Below are 17411 nucleotides of genomic sequence, written 5' to 3'. Positions count from 1 at the left end.
CGTTCGATCGATCTCGCAGCATGCCCGGTCGCGGTGACCGGCTCTGACGGCGCGAAGCCATGCAATTACGCATTTTTATGTCCGACCTGCAAACCTCCAACCCGAACACCGAATCTTTCGCGGCCCTTTTCGAAGAGTCGCTGACCAAGCAAGACATGCGCGCCGGCGAAGTGATTTCCGCCGAAGTCGTGCGTGTCGACCACAACTTCGTGGTCGTCAATGCGGGTCTCAAGTCCGAAGCCTACATTCCCATCGAGGAATTCCTGAACGATCAGGGCGAGGTAGAAGTGCAGGCGGGCGACTTCGTTTCGGTCGCGATCGACGCGCTCGAAAACGGTTATGGCGACACGATCCTGTCGCGCGACAAGGCGAAGCGTCTCGCTTCGTGGCTGTCGCTGGAAAAGGCGCTCGACAACAACGAACTCGTGACCGGCACGATCACGGGCAAGGTCAAGGGCGGCATGACCGTCATGGTCAACGGCATCCGCGCGTTCCTGCCGGGCTCGCTCGTCGATACCCGTCCCGTCAAGGACACGACGCCGTACGAAGGCAAGACGCTCGAATTCCGCGTGATCAAGCTCGACCGCAAGCGTAACAACGTCGTGCTGTCGCGCCGCGCCGTCATCGAAGCGACGCAAGGCGAAGAGCGCGCGAAGCTGCTCGAGACGCTCAAGGAAGGCGCGATCGTCAACGGCGTGGTCAAGAACATCACCGATTACGGCGCATTTGTGGACCTCGGCGGCATCGACGGCCTGCTGCACATCACCGATATCGCGTGGCGCCGCGTGCGTCACCCGAGCGAAGTGCTGTCGGTCGGCCAAGAAGTCACGGCCAAGATCCTCAAGTTCGACCAAGAGAAGAACCGCGTCTCGCTCGGCATCAAGCAACTGGGCGACGATCCGTGGGAAGGCATCTCGCGCCGCTACCCGTCGGGCACGCGCCTGTTCGGCAAGGTCACGAACATCACCGACTACGGCGCGTTCGTCGAAGTCGAATCGGGCATCGAAGGCTTGGTGCACGTTTCGGAAATGGACTGGACGAACAAGAACGTCGCTCCGTCGAAGGTTGTTCAACTCGGCGACGAAGTCGAAGTCATGGTGCTCGAGATCGACGAAGACCGTCGTCGTATCAGCCTCGGCATGAAGCAATGCAAGCCGAATCCGTGGGATGACTTCAGCCGCAACTTCAAGAAGGGCGACAAGATCACGGGCGCCATCAAGTCGATCACCGACTTCGGCGTGTTCATCGGCCTGCCCGGCGGCATCGACGGCCTGGTCCACCTGTCGGATCTGTCGTGGAGCGAAGCCGGCGAAGAAGCCGTCCGCAAGTACAAGAAGGGCGACGAAGTGGAAGCGGTCGTGCTCGGCATCGACGTCGAGAAGGAACGCATTTCGCTCGGCATCAAGCAGCTCGAAGGCGACCCGTTCAGCAACTTCGTTGCGATGAACGACAAGGGTTCGATCGTCGACGGCGTGGTGAAGACGGTGGATGCCAAGGGTGCGGTCGTTGGCCTGTCGGCGGAAGTCGAAGGCTACCTGCGTGCTTCGGAAATCGCGCAAGATCGCGTGGAAGATGCCCGCAACGTGCTGAAGGAAGGCGACAAGGTCAACGCGATGATCATCAACATCGATCGCAAGTCGCGTGGTATCAACCTGTCGATCAAGGCCAAGGATTCGGCCGAGCAGCAAGAAGCGATGCGCGGCCTCGCGGCCGACACGAGCTCGGCTGCCTCGGGCACGACGAACCTCGGCGCGCTGCTCAAGGCCAAGCTCGACGGCCAGAATCAGTAAGCCTTTGAGAGGTCTGCCGCAGTATGACCAAATCGGAATTGGTCGCCCACTTGGCAGCGCGATTTCCGCAACTTGTTCTCAAAGATGCGGATTTCGCGGTCAAGACGATGCTCGATGCGATGTCCGAGGCGTTGGCCAAAGGGCACCGCATTGAAATTCGCGGCTTCGGCAGCTTCGGTCTGAACCGCCGTCCGTCTCGCGTCGGGCGCAATCCCAAATCGGGGGAGAAGGTGCTCGTGCCCGAAAAGCACGTGCCACACTTCAAGCCCGGCAAGGAATTGCGCGAGCGTGTGGATGGCCGGGCCGGCGAGCCGCTTATGGCTGACCGGTCGGACGACGATCTCTGAAGTCGCGGTGCGCATGGCTTCTAGCGGGGCGATGCGTGACGCACGAAAGGTTCGGAAGCCGGCGCGTCGTCGCGCCAATGCCGACGGCGAAGCCGGAAAAAATCGAAAAAGCGCCTTCGGGCGCTTTTTTCATTTGCGGCGCCGCTCTAGGTAGGGGCCGAGGCGGCCCGGCGCCGCGCCGCGGCCCGCCCAGCATCGTTTCCATTACAATACGGGCACTTTTGTTCAGGGTGCGCCGCGGCGGTCGGGCGGCCGCGCCTGCACGACAAACCTAGTCGCCGTCGAGAGAAAGCTCCATGAAATTTATCGTCTGGGTGTTCCGCGTGCTCGTGTTCGTCGTGCTGCTCGTGCTCGCACTGGCGAACCAGGACAACGCGGCGCTGCATTTCGCGGGATATGTCTGGCAGGCGCCGCTCATTCTGATCGGTCTGGCGTTCTTCGCGGTCGGCCTGCTGGCGGGGCTGGTCACGGCGCTGCCGCCCGTGGTGCGGCTCAAGCTCGAGAACGCTCGCCTGAAGCGCGATCTGCGTGCCGCGCGCGAGGAAGCGCCCCCGGCCGTCGTCGAGCCGCCGATGCCGCCCGTCATCTGAGCGAGCGCCGCCGCTCGCATTTTTATCCTCGCTTTTCCGGCCTTCGCATGGATCTCGATTTTTGGTGGCTGCTAGTCGTTCCCGTCGCGTTCGCGCTCGGATGGATGGCTTCGCGCTACGACTTGAAAGCGCTGCTGTCCGAGAGCGCCAACCTGCCGCGGTCGTACTTCCGCGGCTTGAACTTCCTGCTCAACGAGCAGCCGGACCAGGCGATCGATGCGTTCATCGAAGTCGTCAAGCTCGATCCCGAAACGATCGAGCTGCACTTCGCGCTCGGCAATCTGTTTCGCCGGCGCGGCGAGACCGATCGCGCCATCCGGATCCATCAAAACCTGCTGAGCCGAGCGGATCTTCCGGTGAGCGAACGCGATCACGCGCTGTTCGAGCTCGGCCAAGACTTTCTGAAAGCGGGGCTGCTCGATCGTGCCGAAGAAGCGCTGGGCAGGCTCGACGCCGGCGAGTACGCGCGCGACGCGCAGCGCGCGTTGCTGACGATCTATGAGATCGAGAAGGAATGGGGCAAGGCGATCGACGCGGCGAGCCGCCTCGAGAAGATGGGGGCCGAGCCGCTCCCCAAGGAGATCGCGCAATTCCACTGCGAACTTGCGCAAGAGGCGTTGCATCGCAAGGATGCGGTCGAGTCGGCCGCGCAGCTCGAGCTGGCGTTGAGCGCCAACCCGGCCAACGTGCGCGCCACGATTCTCGCGGGCGACGTGGCCGCGGCGCGCGGCGATCAGGCCGCGGCGATCGAAGCATGGCGCCGCGTGGAAGTGCAGAATCCCTCCTATTTGCCGCTCGTCGCCGAGAAACTGATGAAGGCGTACGCCGCGCTCTCGCGCCCGCAGGAGGGCGCCGCACTGCTCACGGGCTATGTCGAGCACTACGGTTCGAGCGATCTGCTCGATGTCGCTTATCCGCACGTCGCGCAACTGTGTGGCGCCGATGCGGCGCACACGCTGGCCCGCACGCAGATGCGGGCGTCGCCGAACCTGTCCGGCATGACGCGCCTGCTCGACGCGCAGATCGAGGCGGCGGATGAGCCGCGCCGCGGAGAACTCGAGCTGATGCGTACGCTGATCAAACAGCGCACCAAAAATTTGCCACGTTACACATGCCAAAATTGCGGTTTCCGGGCGCGCCTGTTCTATTGGCAGTGTCCGGGCTGCAGCGGCTGGGAAACGTATGCGCCGCGCCGCATCGAGCCGATCGCGGCGGCGCAGGCCTGATGCTGAGCGCCGGCCTTCCGGCCGGCACCAACTTGTGGATGTGGAACGCGTATGAAAATCACCATCATCGGCACGGGCTACGTCGGTCTCGTGACGGGCGCATGCCTTGCGGAAATCGGCAATGATGTCTTCTGCCTCGACGTCGATCCGCGCAAGATCGAGATCCTGAACAGCGGCGGGGTGCCGATTCACGAGCCCGGCCTGCAGGAGATCATCGCGCGCACGCGCGCGCACGGGCGCATCACGTTCTCGACCGATGTCAAGGCGAGCGTCGAGCACGGCGACGTGCAGTTCATCGCGGTCGGCACGCCGCCCGACGAGGACGGCTCGGCCGATCTGCAATACGTGCTCGAAGCGGCGCGCAACATCGGCCGTTATTCGAACGGCTTCAAGGTGGTCGTCGACAAGTCGACGGTGCCCGTCGGGACTGCCGAGCGCGTGCGCGCCGTCATAGCCGAGGAGCTTGACGCCCGCGGCCTCGACGGCAGCGCCGGCCATCGGTTTTCGATCGTCTCGAACCCGGAGTTCCTGAAAGAAGGCGCGGCCGTGGACGATTTCATGCGGCCCGACCGCATCGTGATCGGCATCGACGACGACGAAGCGGGGCTCATCGCACGCGAAAAGATGAAGCGTCTGTATGGGCCGTTCAACCGCAATCACGAACGCACGCTCTATATGGACGTGCGCTCTGCCGAATTCACGAAGTACGCGGCCAACGCGATGCTGGCCACGCGCATTTCGTTCATGAACGAAATGTCGAACCTGGCGGATCGCGTCGGCGCCGACATCGAGCAGGTGCGCCGCGGTATCGGCTCCGATCCGCGTATCGGCTATCACTTTCTCTATGCGGGCGTCGGCTACGGCGGCTCGTGCTTCCCCAAGGATGTGCAGGCGCTCGTGCGCACGGCCGGCGAGAACGGCCACCAGTTGCGGATTCTTGAAGCAGTCGAAGCGGTCAATTACGATCAGAAGGAAGTGCTCGTCGACAAAATCGCGACGCGTCTAGGCGAAGATCTGACGGGCCGCACGTTCGCCGTCTGGGGGCTCGCGTTCAAGCCGAACACCGACGACATGCGCGAGGCGCCCAGCCGGCGTTTGATCGCATCGCTGCTGGCGCGCGGGGCGCACGTGCGCGCCTACGATCCCGTGGCGATCGGCGAGGCGCGGCGCGTCTTCGCACTCGATCTGGCCGGCACGCCCGATGCGCTCGCGCGTTTGTCGTTCGTGGCGAAGCAAGACGAGACGCTTGTCGGCGCGGATGCGCTCGTGATCGTCACCGAGTGGAAGGAGTTCAAGAGCCCGGACTTCGCGCACTTGAAATCGGTGCTGAAGGCGCCGCTGATTTTCGACGGCCGCAATCTTTACGAACCGCAGGCGATGGCCGAACTCGGCATCGACTACTATGCAATCGGACGTCCCCATGCCCAATTCGATTCCGCAACCGATGCGCGCGCCTGAGCTGTCGAAGGAGCCGGCGCCGCAAGCGGGCAGCGGCGCGGCACGCCCGGCCGGCATCGCGGCCGTGCCGCGCGAACGGCTCGGCCAGGCAAGGGTGTTGATCGTCGGCGACGTCATGCTCGATCGTTACTGGTTCGGCGACGTCAACCGCATTTCGCCGGAAGCGCCCGTGCCGGTCGTCCACGTCCAGCGGCAGGAAGATCGCCTCGGCGGTGCCGCGAACGTTGCGCGCAACGCGGCGGCGCTCGGTGCGAACGCTGGGCTGCTGTGCGTCGTCGGAGGCGACGAGCCCGGCGAGCGCATCGTCGAGTTGCTCAAGGATAGCGGCGTCGCGACGCATCTGGAACGCGATCCCGAGTTGTCGACGACGATCAAGCTGCGCGTGCTGTCGCGCCAGCAGCAATTGCTGCGTGTCGATTTCGAAAACACGCCCGCGCATGAAGCGCTGCTCGCCGGCTTGGCGCGATTCGATGCGCTGCTGGCGTCGCACGACGTCATTCTGATGTCCGACTACGCCAAGGGCGGCCTCACCCACGTCACGCAAATGATCGCCAAGGCTCGCGCGGCCGGCAAGAGCGTGCTCGTCGACCCGAAGGGCGACGATTGGGAGCGCTATCGCGGCGCGACGCTGATCACGCCGAACCGCGCGGAACTGCGCGAGGTGGTGGGACAGTGGAAATCGGAGGCGGACTTGCACGCGCGCGTCGATGCGCTGCGGGCGTCGCTCGAAATCGACGCGCTGCTGCTGACGCGCTCCGAGGAGGGCATGACGCTGTTTACGGCCGACGGCGAAGCACTCACCGCGCCGGCCGACGCGCGCGAAGTCTATGACGTCTCGGGCGCCGGCGACACCGTGATCGCGACGCTGGCCGTCATGCTCGCCGCGAAGCTGCCGCTCGTCGATGCCGTTGCGCTGGCCAATCGCGCCGCGGGGATCGTCGTCGGCAAGCTCGGTACCGCCACCGTCGACTATGACGAGCTGTTTGCGCCGAATGCGCGTTAGCGTCTGTTTTAGCGTGCCGCTCGCGAAGCGCCGCCGGCTCGCGTCCTCCATCATCGTTATCGAACCATCGCCATCACGATCATGACTCTCATCGTTACCGGAGCCGCCGGCTTCATCGGCGCCAACCTCGTCAAAGCGCTGAACGCGCGCGGCGAAACGCGCATCATCGCCGTCGACAACCTCACGCGCGCCGACAAATTCAAGAACCTCGTCGATTGCGAGATCGACGACTATCTCGACAAGACGGAGTTCGTCGAGCGTTTCGCTCGCGGCGATTTCGGCAAGGTGCGCGCCGTGTTCCACGAGGGCGCCTGCTCCGACACGATGGAGACCGACGGCCGCTACATGATGGAGAACAACTTCCGCTATAGCCGCGCCGTGCTCGATGCGTGCCTGGTGCAAGGCACGCAGTTCCTCTATGCGTCGTCGGCGGCGATCTACGGCGGCTCGAGCCGCTTCGTCGAAGAGCGCGAAGTCGAAGCGCCGCTGAACGTCTACGGCTACTCGAAGTTCCTGTTCGATCAGATCGTTCGCCGCGTTATGCCCAGCGCGAAAAGCCAGATCGCGGGCTTCCGCTATTTCAACGTCTACGGGCCGCGCGAAGCGCATAAAGGCCGAATGGCGTCGGTTGCGTTCCACAACTTCAATCAGTTCCGCGCCGAGGGCAAGGTCAAGCTGTTCGGCGAGTACAACGGCTATGCGGCCGGCGAGCAGACGCGCGACTTCGTGTCGGTCGAAGACGTCGCGAAGGTGAACCTGTTCTTCTTCGATCATCCGGAGAAGTCGGGAATCTTCAATCTCGGGACCGGACGCGCACAACCGTTCAACGATATCGCCACCTCGGTCGTCAACACGCTGCGCGCACTCGAGAATCAGCCGGCGCTTTCGCTTGCCGAGATGGTTCAGCGCGGGCTCATCGAATACGTTCCGTTTCCCGACGCGCTGCGCGGCAAGTATCAGTGCTTCACGCAAGCCGATCCGGCGCGTCTGCGCGCGGCCGGCTACGACGCGCCGTTCCTGACGGTGCAAGAAGGCGTCGATCGCTACGTCCGTTGGCTGTCCGGCCAACTGTAACGCGCGTCGCGCGGTTCTTAGACTGAGGCCTTGCGGTCGGCGCTCGCCGGCCGGCTCTTTCGGAGGCCTCATGCTCGAGCACTTTCGCGCTGTTGTTCGCTTTCTCTTATTCGCGGTGGCGCTTGCCGCCGCGCCCCCGGCTCTTTTCGCCCACGCGGCCAACGTCGACGTCAATACGGCCGACGAGGCCGCGCTGCGCGCGATCAAGGGCATCGGCCCGGCCAAAGCCAAGGCGATCGTCGACGAGCGCGCCACGGGCGGCTTCTTCAAGGATGCCGACGATCTCGGGCGGCGCGTGAAAGGCTTAGGCGGTCGGTCGGTCGAACGCCTGCGGGCCGAGGGACTGACAGTGGGAGGGGTATCGAGCGGCGCGATGCTCGCCGAAAGACCCTACGCGGCGACGGGCTGCGCGGTGCTTTACAATCGGACCGATTCCCATTGCTCAAGATAACGGCGCGCGGTGCGCGAATACATATGCCTTACAAAACCATTGAAGACACGATCGGCAATACGCCGCTCGTTCAGCTCGTTCGTTTGGCCGACGACGAAATCCGCAGCCGAAACAATGTCGTGCTGGCGAAGCTCGAAGGCAACAATCCGGCGGGTTCGGTGAAGGACCGTCCGGCGTTGTCGATGATCAAGAAGGCCGAGGCGCGCGGGCGCATCAAGCCCGGCGATACGCTGATCGAAGCCACGAGCGGCAATACCGGGATCGCGCTTGCGATGGCCGCGGCGATTCGCGGCTACAAGATGGTCTTGCTCATGCCGGAGGATCTGACCGTCGAGCGGCGCCAGAGCATGGCTGCTTACGGCGCCGAAATCGTGCTTACGCCGGTGAAAGGCGGCATGGAGTACGCCCGCGACCTCGCCGAGCAAATGCAGCGCGACGGCCGCGGCATTATCCTCGATCAGTTCGCGAACCCCGACAATCCGGTCGCGCACTACGAGGGCACTGGCCCTGAAATCTGGCGCGACACGGAAGGGCGCATCACGCACTTCGTTTCGTCGATGGGGACGACCGGCACGATCATGGGTACGTCGCGCTATCTGAAGGAGCAGAACTCGGCGATCGAAATCGTCGGCGCCCAGCCCGAAGACGGCTCGCGCATTCCCGGCATTCGCAAGTGGCCCGAAGCCTACATGCCGAAGATCTTCGATCGCACGATGGTCGATCGCACCGAGAACGTCTCGCAGGCCGCAGCCGAAGCGGCGGCTCGCCGCTTGGCTTCGGTCGAAGGCATCTTCTGCGGCATTTCGTCGGGCGGCGCCTGCGAGGTTGCATTGCGCGTCGCGCGCCAGGTCGAGAACGCGACGATCGTCTTCATCGTCTGCGATCGCGGCGATCGTTATTTGTCGACCGGGGTGTTTCCCGCCTGATTGGGCGAGGTCGGCTGTGCCGGCGGCTGTGTAGCCGGTGAGGCCGGTACTACCGGAGCAGGTGCGGCCGGAGCTGGTGCGGCCGGCGCGGACGCATCCATCGGGCCGTCCTCTTCCTCGACGCGCTCCTTCACGCGCTGGCCGAGTTCATAAACGGCGAGCGCGTAGAAGAAGCTCCGGTTGTAGCGCGTCAGCACGTAAAAGTTTTGCAGCCCCAGCATGTACTGGGTCGGCTGGCCCGGCGTGGGCAAGTCGATGACGGTCACCGGCGTGCTGTCTTCCGATGCCAGGTCGAGCTTTGACTCGTCGAGCACCATCCCCGCGCGCAGCATTTGTGCGAGCGGCCAGTGCGGCTCGGGCTGCCCGTCGGCCGCCGCCTGCGCGATGCCGATGCTGCCCGCGTCAGGCGCGATGTGCCAGATCACCGGCCGCCCGTTCTCCCATCCGTTCTGTGCGAGATAGTTCGCTACGCTGCCGATCGCATCGGCCGGGCTGTCGCGCAAATCGATGTGCCGATTGCCTTCGAAATCAACGGCGTATTTGACGATGCTGCTCGGCAGGAATTGCGGAATGCCGATCGCGCCCGTGTACGAGCCGAGCACCGTCGTCGGGTCGATCTGCGCGTCGCGCGTCCAGACGAGATAGTCCTCGAGATTCTTGCGGAACGTCATTTCGCGCTCGGCGCGATTCGGCGTGTTCGGATAGTCGAACGCGAGCGTCGTCAGCACGTCGAGCACGCGGAAGTTGCCCATGTAATGGCCGTACATCGTCTCGACGCCGATGATGCCGACGACGACCTCCGGCGGCACCCCGTACTGCTCGTAGGCACGTTGCAGCGTCGCACGGTTTTCCCGCCAGAACTTCACGCCCGCGTTGATCCTTACCGGGTCCAGGAAGCGGGACTGGTAGATGTGCCAGTTCTTCGGGAACGGCTTCGGCGCCGGGGTGACGAGTTTGACCGCCGTGGTCGAGTAGCTCACGCCGGCGAACAGCGAATGCAGCGCCGCCGGGTCGAAATCGTAGCGGGCGACCATGTCGTCGATGAACGCGTTGACGTCCGCGTTGTTGGCGTAGCGCTGCGGAACGATTTCTTCTTCGAATGTAGCGCCCGACGCGGCCGGCTGCGGGGTCTGGGCGAGGGGGGCGGCATGCTTGGCTGGCGTTGTGGTTGGGGCCGGTGCCGGCGTGGTGGCCGGCGCAGTGGCTGCCGCGGCGCTCTGGGCGCTAGCGTCCTGCCAGGAGACGGCGGCGCCGAGCGCCAGGGCGACGAGCGCGGCGAGGCGTCGCGCGCGTGCTGCGGGTGAAGCGTGTTGACCGGTCATAAGTGAGCAAAGGCAAGGGTTCGGCGCAGTATAGCGAACGGCCGCGATAGGCGGAACCGCCACGGATCGAATCGGCGCGTGGAGCCTCATCGGGTGGACTTGCGCACGCTCGCATCTCGAATGCCTGCCGGCGAGAACGCGGCCGTCCGCCTGTGGCCTGTGGTAACGTAGTCCGATCGCAGGCCCGACCGGCGGCCGACGAAGCAACTCAGGAGACAAGCCGCGCGCGCGGCAAGGCACGACCATGGCGACCGCTTTCTATTCACACCCCGATTGCCTGCTGCACGAGATGGGGCCGGGGCATCCGGAATGCCCGGAGCGTCTCGCCGCTATCGAGGATCAGTTGATCGCGAGCCGCATCGCCGAGGCGATCGAGCGCGAGAGCGCGCCGCTCGCCGACCTGGCCGACATCGCCCGCGTGCATACGCGCGCGCATATCGATTTCATCGAACGCAGCGCGCCGAGCGAAGGCCGAGCGTGGATCGACCCCGATACGTCCATGAATCCGCATACGTGGCGGGCGGCGCTGCGCGCGGCCGGCGCGGCGGTGGCCGCGACCGATGCCGTCATCGACGGGCGCTACGAGAACGCGTTTTGCAGCGTGCGTCCCCCGGGCCATCATGCGGAGCCCGCTCGCGCGATGGGGTTTTGTTTCTTCAACAACGTGGCGATCGCCGCGCGCCATGCGCTCGAAGTGCGCGGCCTCGCGCGCGTGGCCATCGTCGATTTCGACGTGCATCACGGCAACGGGACCGAAGCCGCGTTCGCCGGCGACGAACGCGTGCTGATGTGCAGTTTCTTTCAGCATCCGTTCTATCCGTTCAGCGGCGCCGACAACCAAGCGCCGAACATGGTCAACTTGCCGATGTCGGCGCGAACGCCGGGCACGGCCGTGCGCGAGGCGATCGATCTCGTCTGGCTGCCGCGTCTGGAAGCGTTCAAGCCCGAGATGATCTTTATATCGGCGGGATTCGACGCGCATCGCGAAGACGATCTCGGCAACATGGGGCTCGTCGAAAACGACTACAGCTGGATCACGGAGCAGGTTCGCCGCGTGGCCGAGCGCCATGCGCGCGGACGGATCGTCAGCTGCCTCGAGGGCGGCTACAACCTGTCCGCGCTCGGGCGCAGTGTCGTCGCCCACCTGCGCGCATTGGCCGAAATTTGAGGGAGTTGGCTCATCATGGATCGCTCTGCATCTTCCGCTTCGTCTTCAGCTTCGTCCGCTCCCGAGACGCTCCTCGTCGAGCACGCGGTTTATGGGCTTCCCGGCGTCGTGCGCGTCACGCTCAATCGCCCCGACGCGTTCAACGCGCTGTCCGAGCAGGCGATCGGCGAGCTGCAGGCGACGCTGTCGGCGATCGCTCAATCGGATGAGCGGGTCGTCGTGCTTGCCGCCGAGGGGCGGGCCTACTGTGCGGGACACGATTTGAAGGAACTGCGCGGGACACCGTCGCTCGAGTTCTATCAGTCGTTGTTCACGCGCTGCTCCGCGCTGATGATGACGATACAGCGGATGCCGCAGCCGGTCATCGCGCGCGTGCAGGGCATCGCGACGGCGGCGGGCTGCCAGCTCGTCGCGATGTGCGATCTTGCCGTCGCCGCCGATACGGCCCGCTTCGCCACCTCGGGCATCCACTACGGCTTGTTCTGCGCCACGCCGGCCGTGCCGCTCTCGCGCAATATCCCGCGCAAGGCCGCGTTCGAAATGCTCATGACCGGCGATTTCATCGATGCGGCCAAGGCGCGCGAGCTCGGCCTGATCAACCACATGACACCGCTCGATGCGCTCGACGCCGACGTCGCCGCCCTCGCCAAGCGGATCTGCGACAAACCGGCCGACGCCGTGCGCATGGGCAAGTCGCTGTTCTACCGTCAGTTGGAAACAGGGATCGAGGCCGCCTATCAGATGGCCGGGCAGACGATTGCCTGCAATGCGATCGATCCCGTCGCGCAGGAAGGCATGCAGGCCTTCATCGAAAAGCGCAAGCCGAACTGGAACGCGTGACGGAGGCGACCTTCGAGGCGGAGTCGAAGCCGCCGTCGCGCGGCAACGTCAAGCATCAAGCATGCGCCAGGACCCACTGCGTCAACGCATCGATGACGCGGTCGCGGTCGAGATCGTTCATCGTCTCGTGATAGGCGCCGTCGTAGAGCGTCAGCGTACGGTCGGACGAGCCGGCGTGCGCGGCGAATGCACGACTGCCCTCGGGCTCGGTCAGTTTGTCCGCCGTGCCGTGATAGACGAGCACCGGCAGGCGCAGCGAGGCGCGGCCTTGCTCGATGCGCGCCATGGCGGCGAGGATCTCGGCCCCCGTGCGCGCGGGCACGGCGGCATGATGGACGAGCGGATCGCTGCGATTTGCCTCGACTACGCGCGGGTCGCGCGAGAGCAGCGCGGGCTCGATTTTCATCGCCGGATAGCGGGGCCATAGGCGGCTGACGACGCGGCTGGCCGCAAGCATCCAGCGCGGCACGTCCTTGCCCGGGGCGAGCGCGGGGCTCGAGAGGATGAGGCCCGTTATCGGGCGGACCTGGCTTGCAAACGCATCGAGCCGTTCGATCGCAAACAGGGTGGCGATCGTCCCGCCCATGCTGTGGCCCATCAGGAACAGCGGCGTATCGGGGCGCGATGCCGCTTCGAGCAATGCGCGCGCGTCGTTCAGATACGCGTCGAAGTGTGCTGTCCAAGCACGCTCTCCGGGCGAGCGCCCGTGGCCGCGCAAATCGATCGAGACGAGTTCGATGCCGGCGGCGGCGAGCCGCTCCGCAAGGGGCGCATAGCGGCCCGCGTGTTCCGCGAGTCCGTGGAGCAGGGCGATCGTCGCCCGTACCGGCGCAGCGCTGGGCCAGCGGTACAACGCGAGCTCGAGACCGTCGGTTGTGCGGACCGAACCGTCAGGCATCGGTGCCGCGCCGGCGCGGCCGTTCGCCTCGGTAGCTCGAGATTCCTCCCGCGGCGCAGTTGACGTCGACATGGCTCGTCTCCCTTGAACTCGTCGTTTGCGCAGGATCATAGCCGTCGGCACGCGCCCGCACGACGGATCCGCGCCGTCGCGCCCCTCTAATTTCCAAATGTCATTAAGGCGTGCCGATTAATTATTAAAGGGTATTTGTGCGGCGCGATAAAATTGCCCGTCGTCCATTCCTTTCGTTGCAGCCACGGCGGCAGGCCGATCCGGCGTGCGTCGCGCTGCCGGCGGCACCCGCCGCATTCGCCTTTTCATGATCGAACTACGCCATATCTCGCAGCGTTTCGCCGGCCCCAGCGGTTGGGTCGACGCGCTGCACGACATCAATTTGAGTATTCCCGCGGGCCAGATTTTCGGCATCATCGGCCGCAGCGGTGCTGGTAAGAGCACGCTCGTGCGCACGATCAATCTGCTCGCCCGGCCCAGCGCGGGCGAGGTCGTCGTCGACGGCAAGCCGTTGACCGCGCTCCCGGCGCAGCAGTTGCGCGAGGCGCGCCGCGAAATCGGCATGGTCTTTCAGCATTTCAACCTCCTCAATTCGCGCACCGTGTTCGAGAACGTCGCGCTGCCGCTCGAGTTGGCCGGCATGAAGCGCGCCGAGATCGAAGCGACGGTGTTGCCGCTGCTCGAACTCGTCGGCCTCACGGCGCTCAAGGATCGCTACCCCGCGCGCATCAGCGGCGGGCAGAAGCAGCGTGTCGGCATCGCCCGTGCGTTGGCGAGCCGGCCGAAGGTCCTGCTCTCGGACGAGGCCACTTCCGCACTCGATCCCGAAACGACGCGCTCGATCCTCGACCTGCTCAAGCGCATCAACCGCGAACTCGGGCTCACGATCGTTCTCATCACGCACCAGATGGAAGTCATCAAGGACGTCTGCGATCGCGTTGCCGTGCTCGATGCCGGGCGCGTAGTGGAAGAGGGCGAGGTCGTCGACGTTTTTCTCAAGCCGCGTCATGCGGTCACGCGGGCCTTGCTCGGCGACGTCATCGCGCATGAGCTGCCGAGTGCCGTCAAGGCGCGCGTCGCGGCGCAGATCGAGGCCGGCGAGGGGCAGCTGTTGCGGCTCGCGTTCGCGGGCGGCGGCGTGGACCGCCCGATTCTCTCGGAGACGATCCGCCGCTACGAACTCGATTTCAACATCCTGCACGGACAGGTCGACGAGATCCAAGGCCGCGCGTTCGGTTCGCTCGCCGTGCTCGCCGACGGCGAGCCGCGGCAGTTGAAGGCCGCGCTTCATTTCTTGCGCGAGCAGGGCGTCGTCGTCGAGGAGCTTTCGCATGTTCAGTGAAATGTCTTCGATGTTCGTCCAGTCGTTCTGGGAAACGCTGATCATGGTCGGGATCTCGGGCTCGATCGGGGCGGTGGTCGGCTTGCCGCTCGGCGTGCTGCTGTTCCTGACCGACCGCGGCGGCGTGCTGCAAAGCGTGGGCGCGAACCGCGTGATGGGTTTTACCGTCAACGCCGTGCGCTCGACGCCCTTCATCATCTTGCTCGTGGCCGTCATTCCGATGACGCGTCTGATCGTCGGTACGTCGATCGGGACGGCGGCCGCCGTCGTGCCGTTGACGATCGCTTGCGCGCCGTTCTTCGCGCGGCTCGTCGAAACGGCGCTGCGCGAAGTCGATCGCGGGCTCATCGAAACGGCTGAGGCGCTCGGCGCGACGACGCGTCAGATCGTCTTGAAAGTCTTGTTGCCCGAAGCGCTGCCGGGCATCGTCGCCGGCCTCACGATCACGTTCGTGTCGCTCGTCGGCTACTCGGCGATGGCCGGCGCGATCGGGGGCGGCGGCCTCGGCGATCTCGGCATTCGCTATGGATATCAGCGGTTTTTGCCCGGGGTGATGGTGGCGGTCGTGGCGATCCTGATCGTCTTCGTGCAGCTCGTGCAATCGTTCGGCGACTGGCTCGTGCGCCGTTTGAGCCATCGGTGAGCGGCCATGAGCGGCGCGTGCTAGAGCCGTAGGTCGAAACCCGGGCTTGGCGCTCGGGCGCTTCTTCATTAAAATAAAACGATCGTTCGCAATTCTGGTGCGCGTCGCCGTGGAACAATTCCGGCCTCAGGGGCCGATGTTTCGGCTAGGGGCGGCTCGTTGCGTGTGTCTACCACCCTCGTCGGCGGCGGGCCGCGGGCCAGCCCGAGATGAGCTAGCCCGAGATGGGCCAAGCAATTTGCCCATAGGGGCTTTGCCGAACCGTCGGTTAGTGCGGTCGCAGCATGCGCTGTCGCTATAATGGCCGCTGGGTTGACGTATTCGTAACTTTGGAGCGTGTGCATGAAAATTTTGGTGCCTGTCAAGCGCGTGGTCGACTACAACGTCAAGGTCCGGGTGAAATCGGACGGCACGGGCGTCGACATTGCGAATGTGAAGATGTCGATGAACCCGTTCGATGAAATCGCGGTGGAAGAAGCGGTTCGTCTGAGGGAAGCGGGCGTGGCGACCGAAGTGATCGCCGTCTCGGCGGGCGTGGCGCAAGCGCAGGAAACGCTGCGCACGGCGCTGGCGATCGGTGCCGACCGCGCGATCCTGATCGAGTCGAACGAAGATCTGCAGCCGCTGGCCGTGGCCAAGCTGCTGAAGGCGCTCGTCGATAAAGAGCAGCCTCAGCTCGTGATCCTCGGTAAGCAAGCGATCGACGACGACTCGAACCAAACCGGCCAGATGCTCGCTGCGCTGGCGAACCTGCCGCAGGCGACGTTCGCGTCGAAGGTGACGGTGGCGGACGGCAAGGCGACGGTCGCACGTGAAGTGGACGGCGGTGCCGAGACGCTCACTTTGAGCCTGCCGGCCGTGGTGACGACGGATTTGCGCCTGAACGAGCCGCGCTACGTGACGCTCCCCAACATCATGAAGGCGAAGAAAAAGCCTTTGGAAACGATCAAGCCCGAAGATCTCGGCGTGGATGTGGCGCCGCGTCTGAAGACGGTGAAGGTGGCCGAGCCGCCGAAGCGCAGCGCCGGCGTGATGGTGCCGGACGTGCAGACGCTGGTCGAGAAGCTGAAGACCGAAGCCAAGGTGCTAGGGCTCTGAACCGGGGGCTCCTCGACATGAAATCGCCCAGCTGGCCGCCATGCGGCGTCATTCGTCGTTGCAATAGCTGGGCTATTGCGCCTCCTCATTCCTTGCCTGGCAACCACCTGGGCAATTTCAATTAATCAAGGAGCCCCCGGCCCAGAGCCCGGGGGAGCGAGACAAATGACGATTCTGGTTATTGCCGAACATGACAACGCGTCGATCAAGGGCGCGACGCTGAACACCGTTGCCGCCGCGCAGAAGATCGGCGGCGACGTTCACGTGCTGGTGGCGGGCCACAACGCGCAAGGCGCGGCCGATGCAGCGGCGAAGATCGCCGGCGTGGCGAAGGTGCTGCTGGCCGATGCGCCGCAACTGGCCGCGGGCCTGGCGGAAAACGTCGAAGCCACCGTGCTGAACATCGCGAAGAATTACTCGCACATCATGGCGCCGGCCACGGCGTACGGTAAGAACGTGGCGCCGCGCGTGGCGGCCAAGCTCGACGTGGCGCAGATCAGCGAAATCACGGCGGTGGTGTCCGCCGATACGTTCGAGCGTCCGATCTATGCGGGCAACGCGATCGCCACGGTGCAATCGGGCGATGCGATCAAGGTGATCACGGTGCGTGCGACGGGCTTCGACGCCGTTGCGGCAGAAGGTGGCAGCGCAGCGGTCGAGAAGGTGGAAGCGGCGGCCGACCGCGGCATCTCGCAGTTCGTGAACCGCGAAGTGACGAAGCTCGATCGTCCGGAACTGACGAGCGCGAACATCATCGTGTCGGGCGGCCGGGGCCTCGGCAGCGGCGAGAACTACACGAAGGTGCTCGAACCTCTGGCGGACAAGCTGAACGCGGCGCTGGGCGCCTCGCGCGCGGCCGTGGACGCGGGTTATGTGCCGAACGACTACCAAGTGGGCCAGACGGGCAAGATCGTCGCGCCGCAGCTGTACGTGGCGGTCGGCATCTCGGGTGCGATTCAGCACTTGGCCGGCATGAAGGATTCGAAGGTGATCGTGGCGATCAACAAGGATCCCGAAGCACCGATCTTCAGCGTGGCCGATTACGGCCTCGTGGGCGATCTGTTCACGCTCGTGCCGGAACTCGTGAACGCATTGTGAACCACGGGCGCCGCGTAAGCAGGCGCCGGCAAGTAATAGCAAGGGGCGCTGCGGCGCCCCTTTTTCATGTTCCGCCGGCGAAGAATGTCCTCCGATCCCCGAACTCGGTGTCGCGCCGTCTGAAG

General features: G+C 64.8%; 17 protein-coding genes. 15 read left to right on the top strand and 2 right to left on the bottom strand.

Annotated features, from left to right (window positions below):
- Nucleotides 1-59 precede the first annotated feature (59 nt).
- The 9 genes from rpsA to cysM all read left to right on the top strand — a co-directional run bounded on the left by rpsA (nt 60) and on the right by cysM (nt 8865).
- Nucleotides 60-1790, top strand: a complete 1731-nt coding sequence (rpsA, locus tag DWV00_RS20620; protein ID WP_342766998.1) for a 30S ribosomal protein S1 — start codon at nt 60-62, stop codon at nt 1788-1790.
- Nucleotides 1791-1813: 23 nt separating this feature from the next.
- Nucleotides 1814-2137 (top strand): integration host factor subunit beta, encoded by a 324-nt coding sequence (locus DWV00_RS20615; protein ID WP_115535457.1) that lies wholly within the window; start codon nt 1814-1816, stop codon nt 2135-2137.
- Between the two features lie 296 nt (nt 2138-2433).
- Nucleotides 2434-2727 carry a LapA family protein gene (locus DWV00_RS20610; protein WP_115535456.1) on the top strand — a complete coding sequence of 98 codons (294 nt, stop codon included), beginning with the start codon at nt 2434-2436 and terminating at the stop codon, nt 2725-2727.
- 47 nt (nt 2728-2774) lie between these two features.
- A complete protein-coding gene (gene lapB, locus DWV00_RS20605; protein ID WP_115535455.1) occupies nt 2775-3953 on the top strand; it encodes a lipopolysaccharide assembly protein LapB in 1179 nt (392 codons plus the stop codon).
- 51 nt (nt 3954-4004) lie between these two features.
- On the top strand, nt 4005-5411 hold the full coding sequence (locus tag DWV00_RS20600) for a UDP-glucose dehydrogenase family protein (protein ID WP_115535454.1): 1407 nt from the start codon (nt 4005-4007) through the stop codon (nt 5409-5411).
- Entirely contained in the window at nt 5374-6414 is a 1041-nt protein-coding gene (gene rfaE1, locus DWV00_RS20595) for a D-glycero-beta-D-manno-heptose-7-phosphate kinase (protein WP_181885542.1), read from the top strand. The genes DWV00_RS20600 and rfaE1 overlap by 38 nt, the downstream gene beginning before the upstream one ends.
- Before the next feature lie 81 nt (nt 6415-6495).
- Nucleotides 6496-7488 carry an ADP-glyceromanno-heptose 6-epimerase gene (gene rfaD, locus DWV00_RS20590; RefSeq protein ID WP_115535453.1) on the top strand — a complete coding sequence of 331 codons (993 nt, stop codon included), beginning with the start codon at nt 6496-6498 and terminating at the stop codon, nt 7486-7488.
- 70 nt (nt 7489-7558) lie between these two features.
- Nucleotides 7559-7939 (top strand): ComEA family DNA-binding protein, encoded by a 381-nt coding sequence (locus tag DWV00_RS20585; protein WP_115535452.1) that lies wholly within the window; start codon nt 7559-7561, stop codon nt 7937-7939.
- 23 nt (nt 7940-7962) lie between these two features.
- Nucleotides 7963-8865 carry a cysteine synthase CysM gene (cysM, locus tag DWV00_RS20580; protein WP_115535451.1) on the top strand — a complete coding sequence of 301 codons (903 nt, stop codon included), beginning with the start codon at nt 7963-7965 and terminating at the stop codon, nt 8863-8865.
- Here the strand turns inward: cysM and mltB are convergent.
- Nucleotides 8835-10187 carry a lytic murein transglycosylase B gene (mltB, locus tag DWV00_RS20575; protein WP_245964960.1) on the bottom strand — a complete coding sequence of 451 codons (1353 nt, stop codon included), beginning with the start codon at nt 10185-10187 and terminating at the stop codon, nt 8835-8837. The genes cysM and mltB overlap by 31 nt on opposite strands.
- Before the next feature lie 244 nt (nt 10188-10431).
- Here mltB and DWV00_RS20570 point away from each other — a divergent pair, with 244 nt between their 5' ends.
- Both DWV00_RS20570 and DWV00_RS20565 read left to right on the top strand, forming a co-directional pair.
- The gene (locus tag DWV00_RS20570; RefSeq protein ID WP_115535449.1) at nt 10432-11355 is read left to right on the top strand and encodes a histone deacetylase family protein; all 924 of its coding nucleotides are present in this window, start codon (nt 10432-10434) and stop codon (nt 11353-11355) included.
- Between the two features lie 15 nt (nt 11356-11370).
- The gene (locus DWV00_RS20565) at nt 11371-12195 is read left to right on the top strand and encodes an enoyl-CoA hydratase (RefSeq protein ID WP_115535448.1); all 825 of its coding nucleotides are present in this window, start codon (nt 11371-11373) and stop codon (nt 12193-12195) included.
- Between the two features lie 55 nt (nt 12196-12250).
- Here DWV00_RS20565 and DWV00_RS20560 read toward each other — a convergent pair whose 3' ends face one another.
- Entirely contained in the window at nt 12251-13093 is an 843-nt protein-coding gene (locus tag DWV00_RS20560; protein ID WP_245964967.1) for an alpha/beta hydrolase, read from the bottom strand.
- 319 nt (nt 13094-13412) lie between these two features.
- Between DWV00_RS20560 and DWV00_RS20555 the strand changes: the two genes are divergently transcribed.
- From DWV00_RS20555 to DWV00_RS20540, 4 genes are all read left to right on the top strand, one after another.
- The gene (locus tag DWV00_RS20555) at nt 13413-14447 is read left to right on the top strand and encodes a methionine ABC transporter ATP-binding protein (RefSeq protein ID WP_115535446.1); all 1035 of its coding nucleotides are present in this window, start codon (nt 13413-13415) and stop codon (nt 14445-14447) included.
- Entirely contained in the window at nt 14437-15090 is a 654-nt protein-coding gene (locus DWV00_RS20550) for a methionine ABC transporter permease (protein ID WP_115535445.1), read from the top strand. Before DWV00_RS20555 ends, DWV00_RS20550 begins: the two co-directional genes overlap by 11 nt.
- 342 nt (nt 15091-15432) lie before the next feature.
- Nucleotides 15433-16188, top strand: a complete 756-nt coding sequence (locus DWV00_RS20545) for an electron transfer flavoprotein subunit beta/FixA family protein (protein ID WP_115535444.1) — start codon at nt 15433-15435, stop codon at nt 16186-16188.
- A 165-nt stretch (nt 16189-16353) separates the two neighbouring features.
- Entirely contained in the window at nt 16354-17286 is a 933-nt protein-coding gene (locus DWV00_RS20540) for an electron transfer flavoprotein subunit alpha/FixB family protein (protein ID WP_115535443.1), read from the top strand.
- Nucleotides 17287-17411: the final 125 nt, after the last annotated feature.

Source organism: Trinickia dinghuensis (assembly GCF_003367175.1).
GTDB classification, from domain to species: domain Bacteria; phylum Pseudomonadota; class Gammaproteobacteria; order Burkholderiales; family Burkholderiaceae; genus Trinickia; species Trinickia dinghuensis.
The sequence above is the reverse complement of the archived record's forward strand: the minus strand, read 5'-3'. Positions and strand labels throughout refer to the sequence as shown.

What these genes read in the sequence shown, in the direction of transcription:
- rfaE1 (WP_181885542.1), top strand. Translation starts at nt 5,374, where the DNA reads ATGCCCAATTCGATTCCGCAACCGATGCGCGCGCCTGAGCTGTCGAAG.
- DWV00_RS20550 (WP_115535445.1), top strand. Translation starts at nt 14,437, where the DNA reads ATGTTCAGTGAAATGTCTTCGATGTTCGTCCAGTCGTTCTGGGAAACG.
- lapB (WP_115535455.1), top strand. Translation starts at nt 2,775, where the DNA reads ATGGATCTCGATTTTTGGTGGCTGCTAGTCGTTCCCGTCGCGTTCGCG.
- DWV00_RS20585 (WP_115535452.1), top strand. Translation starts at nt 7,559, where the DNA reads ATGCTCGAGCACTTTCGCGCTGTTGTTCGCTTTCTCTTATTCGCGGTG.
- rfaD (WP_115535453.1), top strand. Translation starts at nt 6,496, where the DNA reads ATGACTCTCATCGTTACCGGAGCCGCCGGCTTCATCGGCGCCAACCTC.
- cysM (WP_115535451.1), top strand. Translation starts at nt 7,963, where the DNA reads ATGCCTTACAAAACCATTGAAGACACGATCGGCAATACGCCGCTCGTT.
- DWV00_RS20540 (WP_115535443.1), top strand. Translation starts at nt 16,354, where the DNA reads ATGACGATTCTGGTTATTGCCGAACATGACAACGCGTCGATCAAGGGC.
- DWV00_RS20545 (WP_115535444.1), top strand. Translation starts at nt 15,433, where the DNA reads ATGAAAATTTTGGTGCCTGTCAAGCGCGTGGTCGACTACAACGTCAAG.
- DWV00_RS20570 (WP_115535449.1), top strand. Translation starts at nt 10,432, where the DNA reads ATGGCGACCGCTTTCTATTCACACCCCGATTGCCTGCTGCACGAGATG.
- DWV00_RS20610 (WP_115535456.1), top strand. Translation starts at nt 2,434, where the DNA reads ATGAAATTTATCGTCTGGGTGTTCCGCGTGCTCGTGTTCGTCGTGCTG.
- rpsA (WP_342766998.1), top strand. Translation starts at nt 60, where the DNA reads ATGCAATTACGCATTTTTATGTCCGACCTGCAAACCTCCAACCCGAAC.
- DWV00_RS20555 (WP_115535446.1), top strand. Translation starts at nt 13,413, where the DNA reads ATGATCGAACTACGCCATATCTCGCAGCGTTTCGCCGGCCCCAGCGGT.
- DWV00_RS20565 (WP_115535448.1), top strand. Translation starts at nt 11,371, where the DNA reads ATGGATCGCTCTGCATCTTCCGCTTCGTCTTCAGCTTCGTCCGCTCCC.
- DWV00_RS20560 (WP_245964967.1), bottom strand. Translation starts at nt 13,093, where the DNA reads ATGCCTGACGGTTCGGTCCGCACAACCGACGGTCTCGAGCTCGCGTTG.
- DWV00_RS20600 (WP_115535454.1), top strand. Translation starts at nt 4,005, where the DNA reads ATGAAAATCACCATCATCGGCACGGGCTACGTCGGTCTCGTGACGGGC.
- DWV00_RS20615 (WP_115535457.1), top strand. Translation starts at nt 1,814, where the DNA reads ATGACCAAATCGGAATTGGTCGCCCACTTGGCAGCGCGATTTCCGCAA.
- mltB (WP_245964960.1), bottom strand. Translation starts at nt 10,187, where the DNA reads ATGACCGGTCAACACGCTTCACCCGCAGCACGCGCGCGACGCCTCGCC.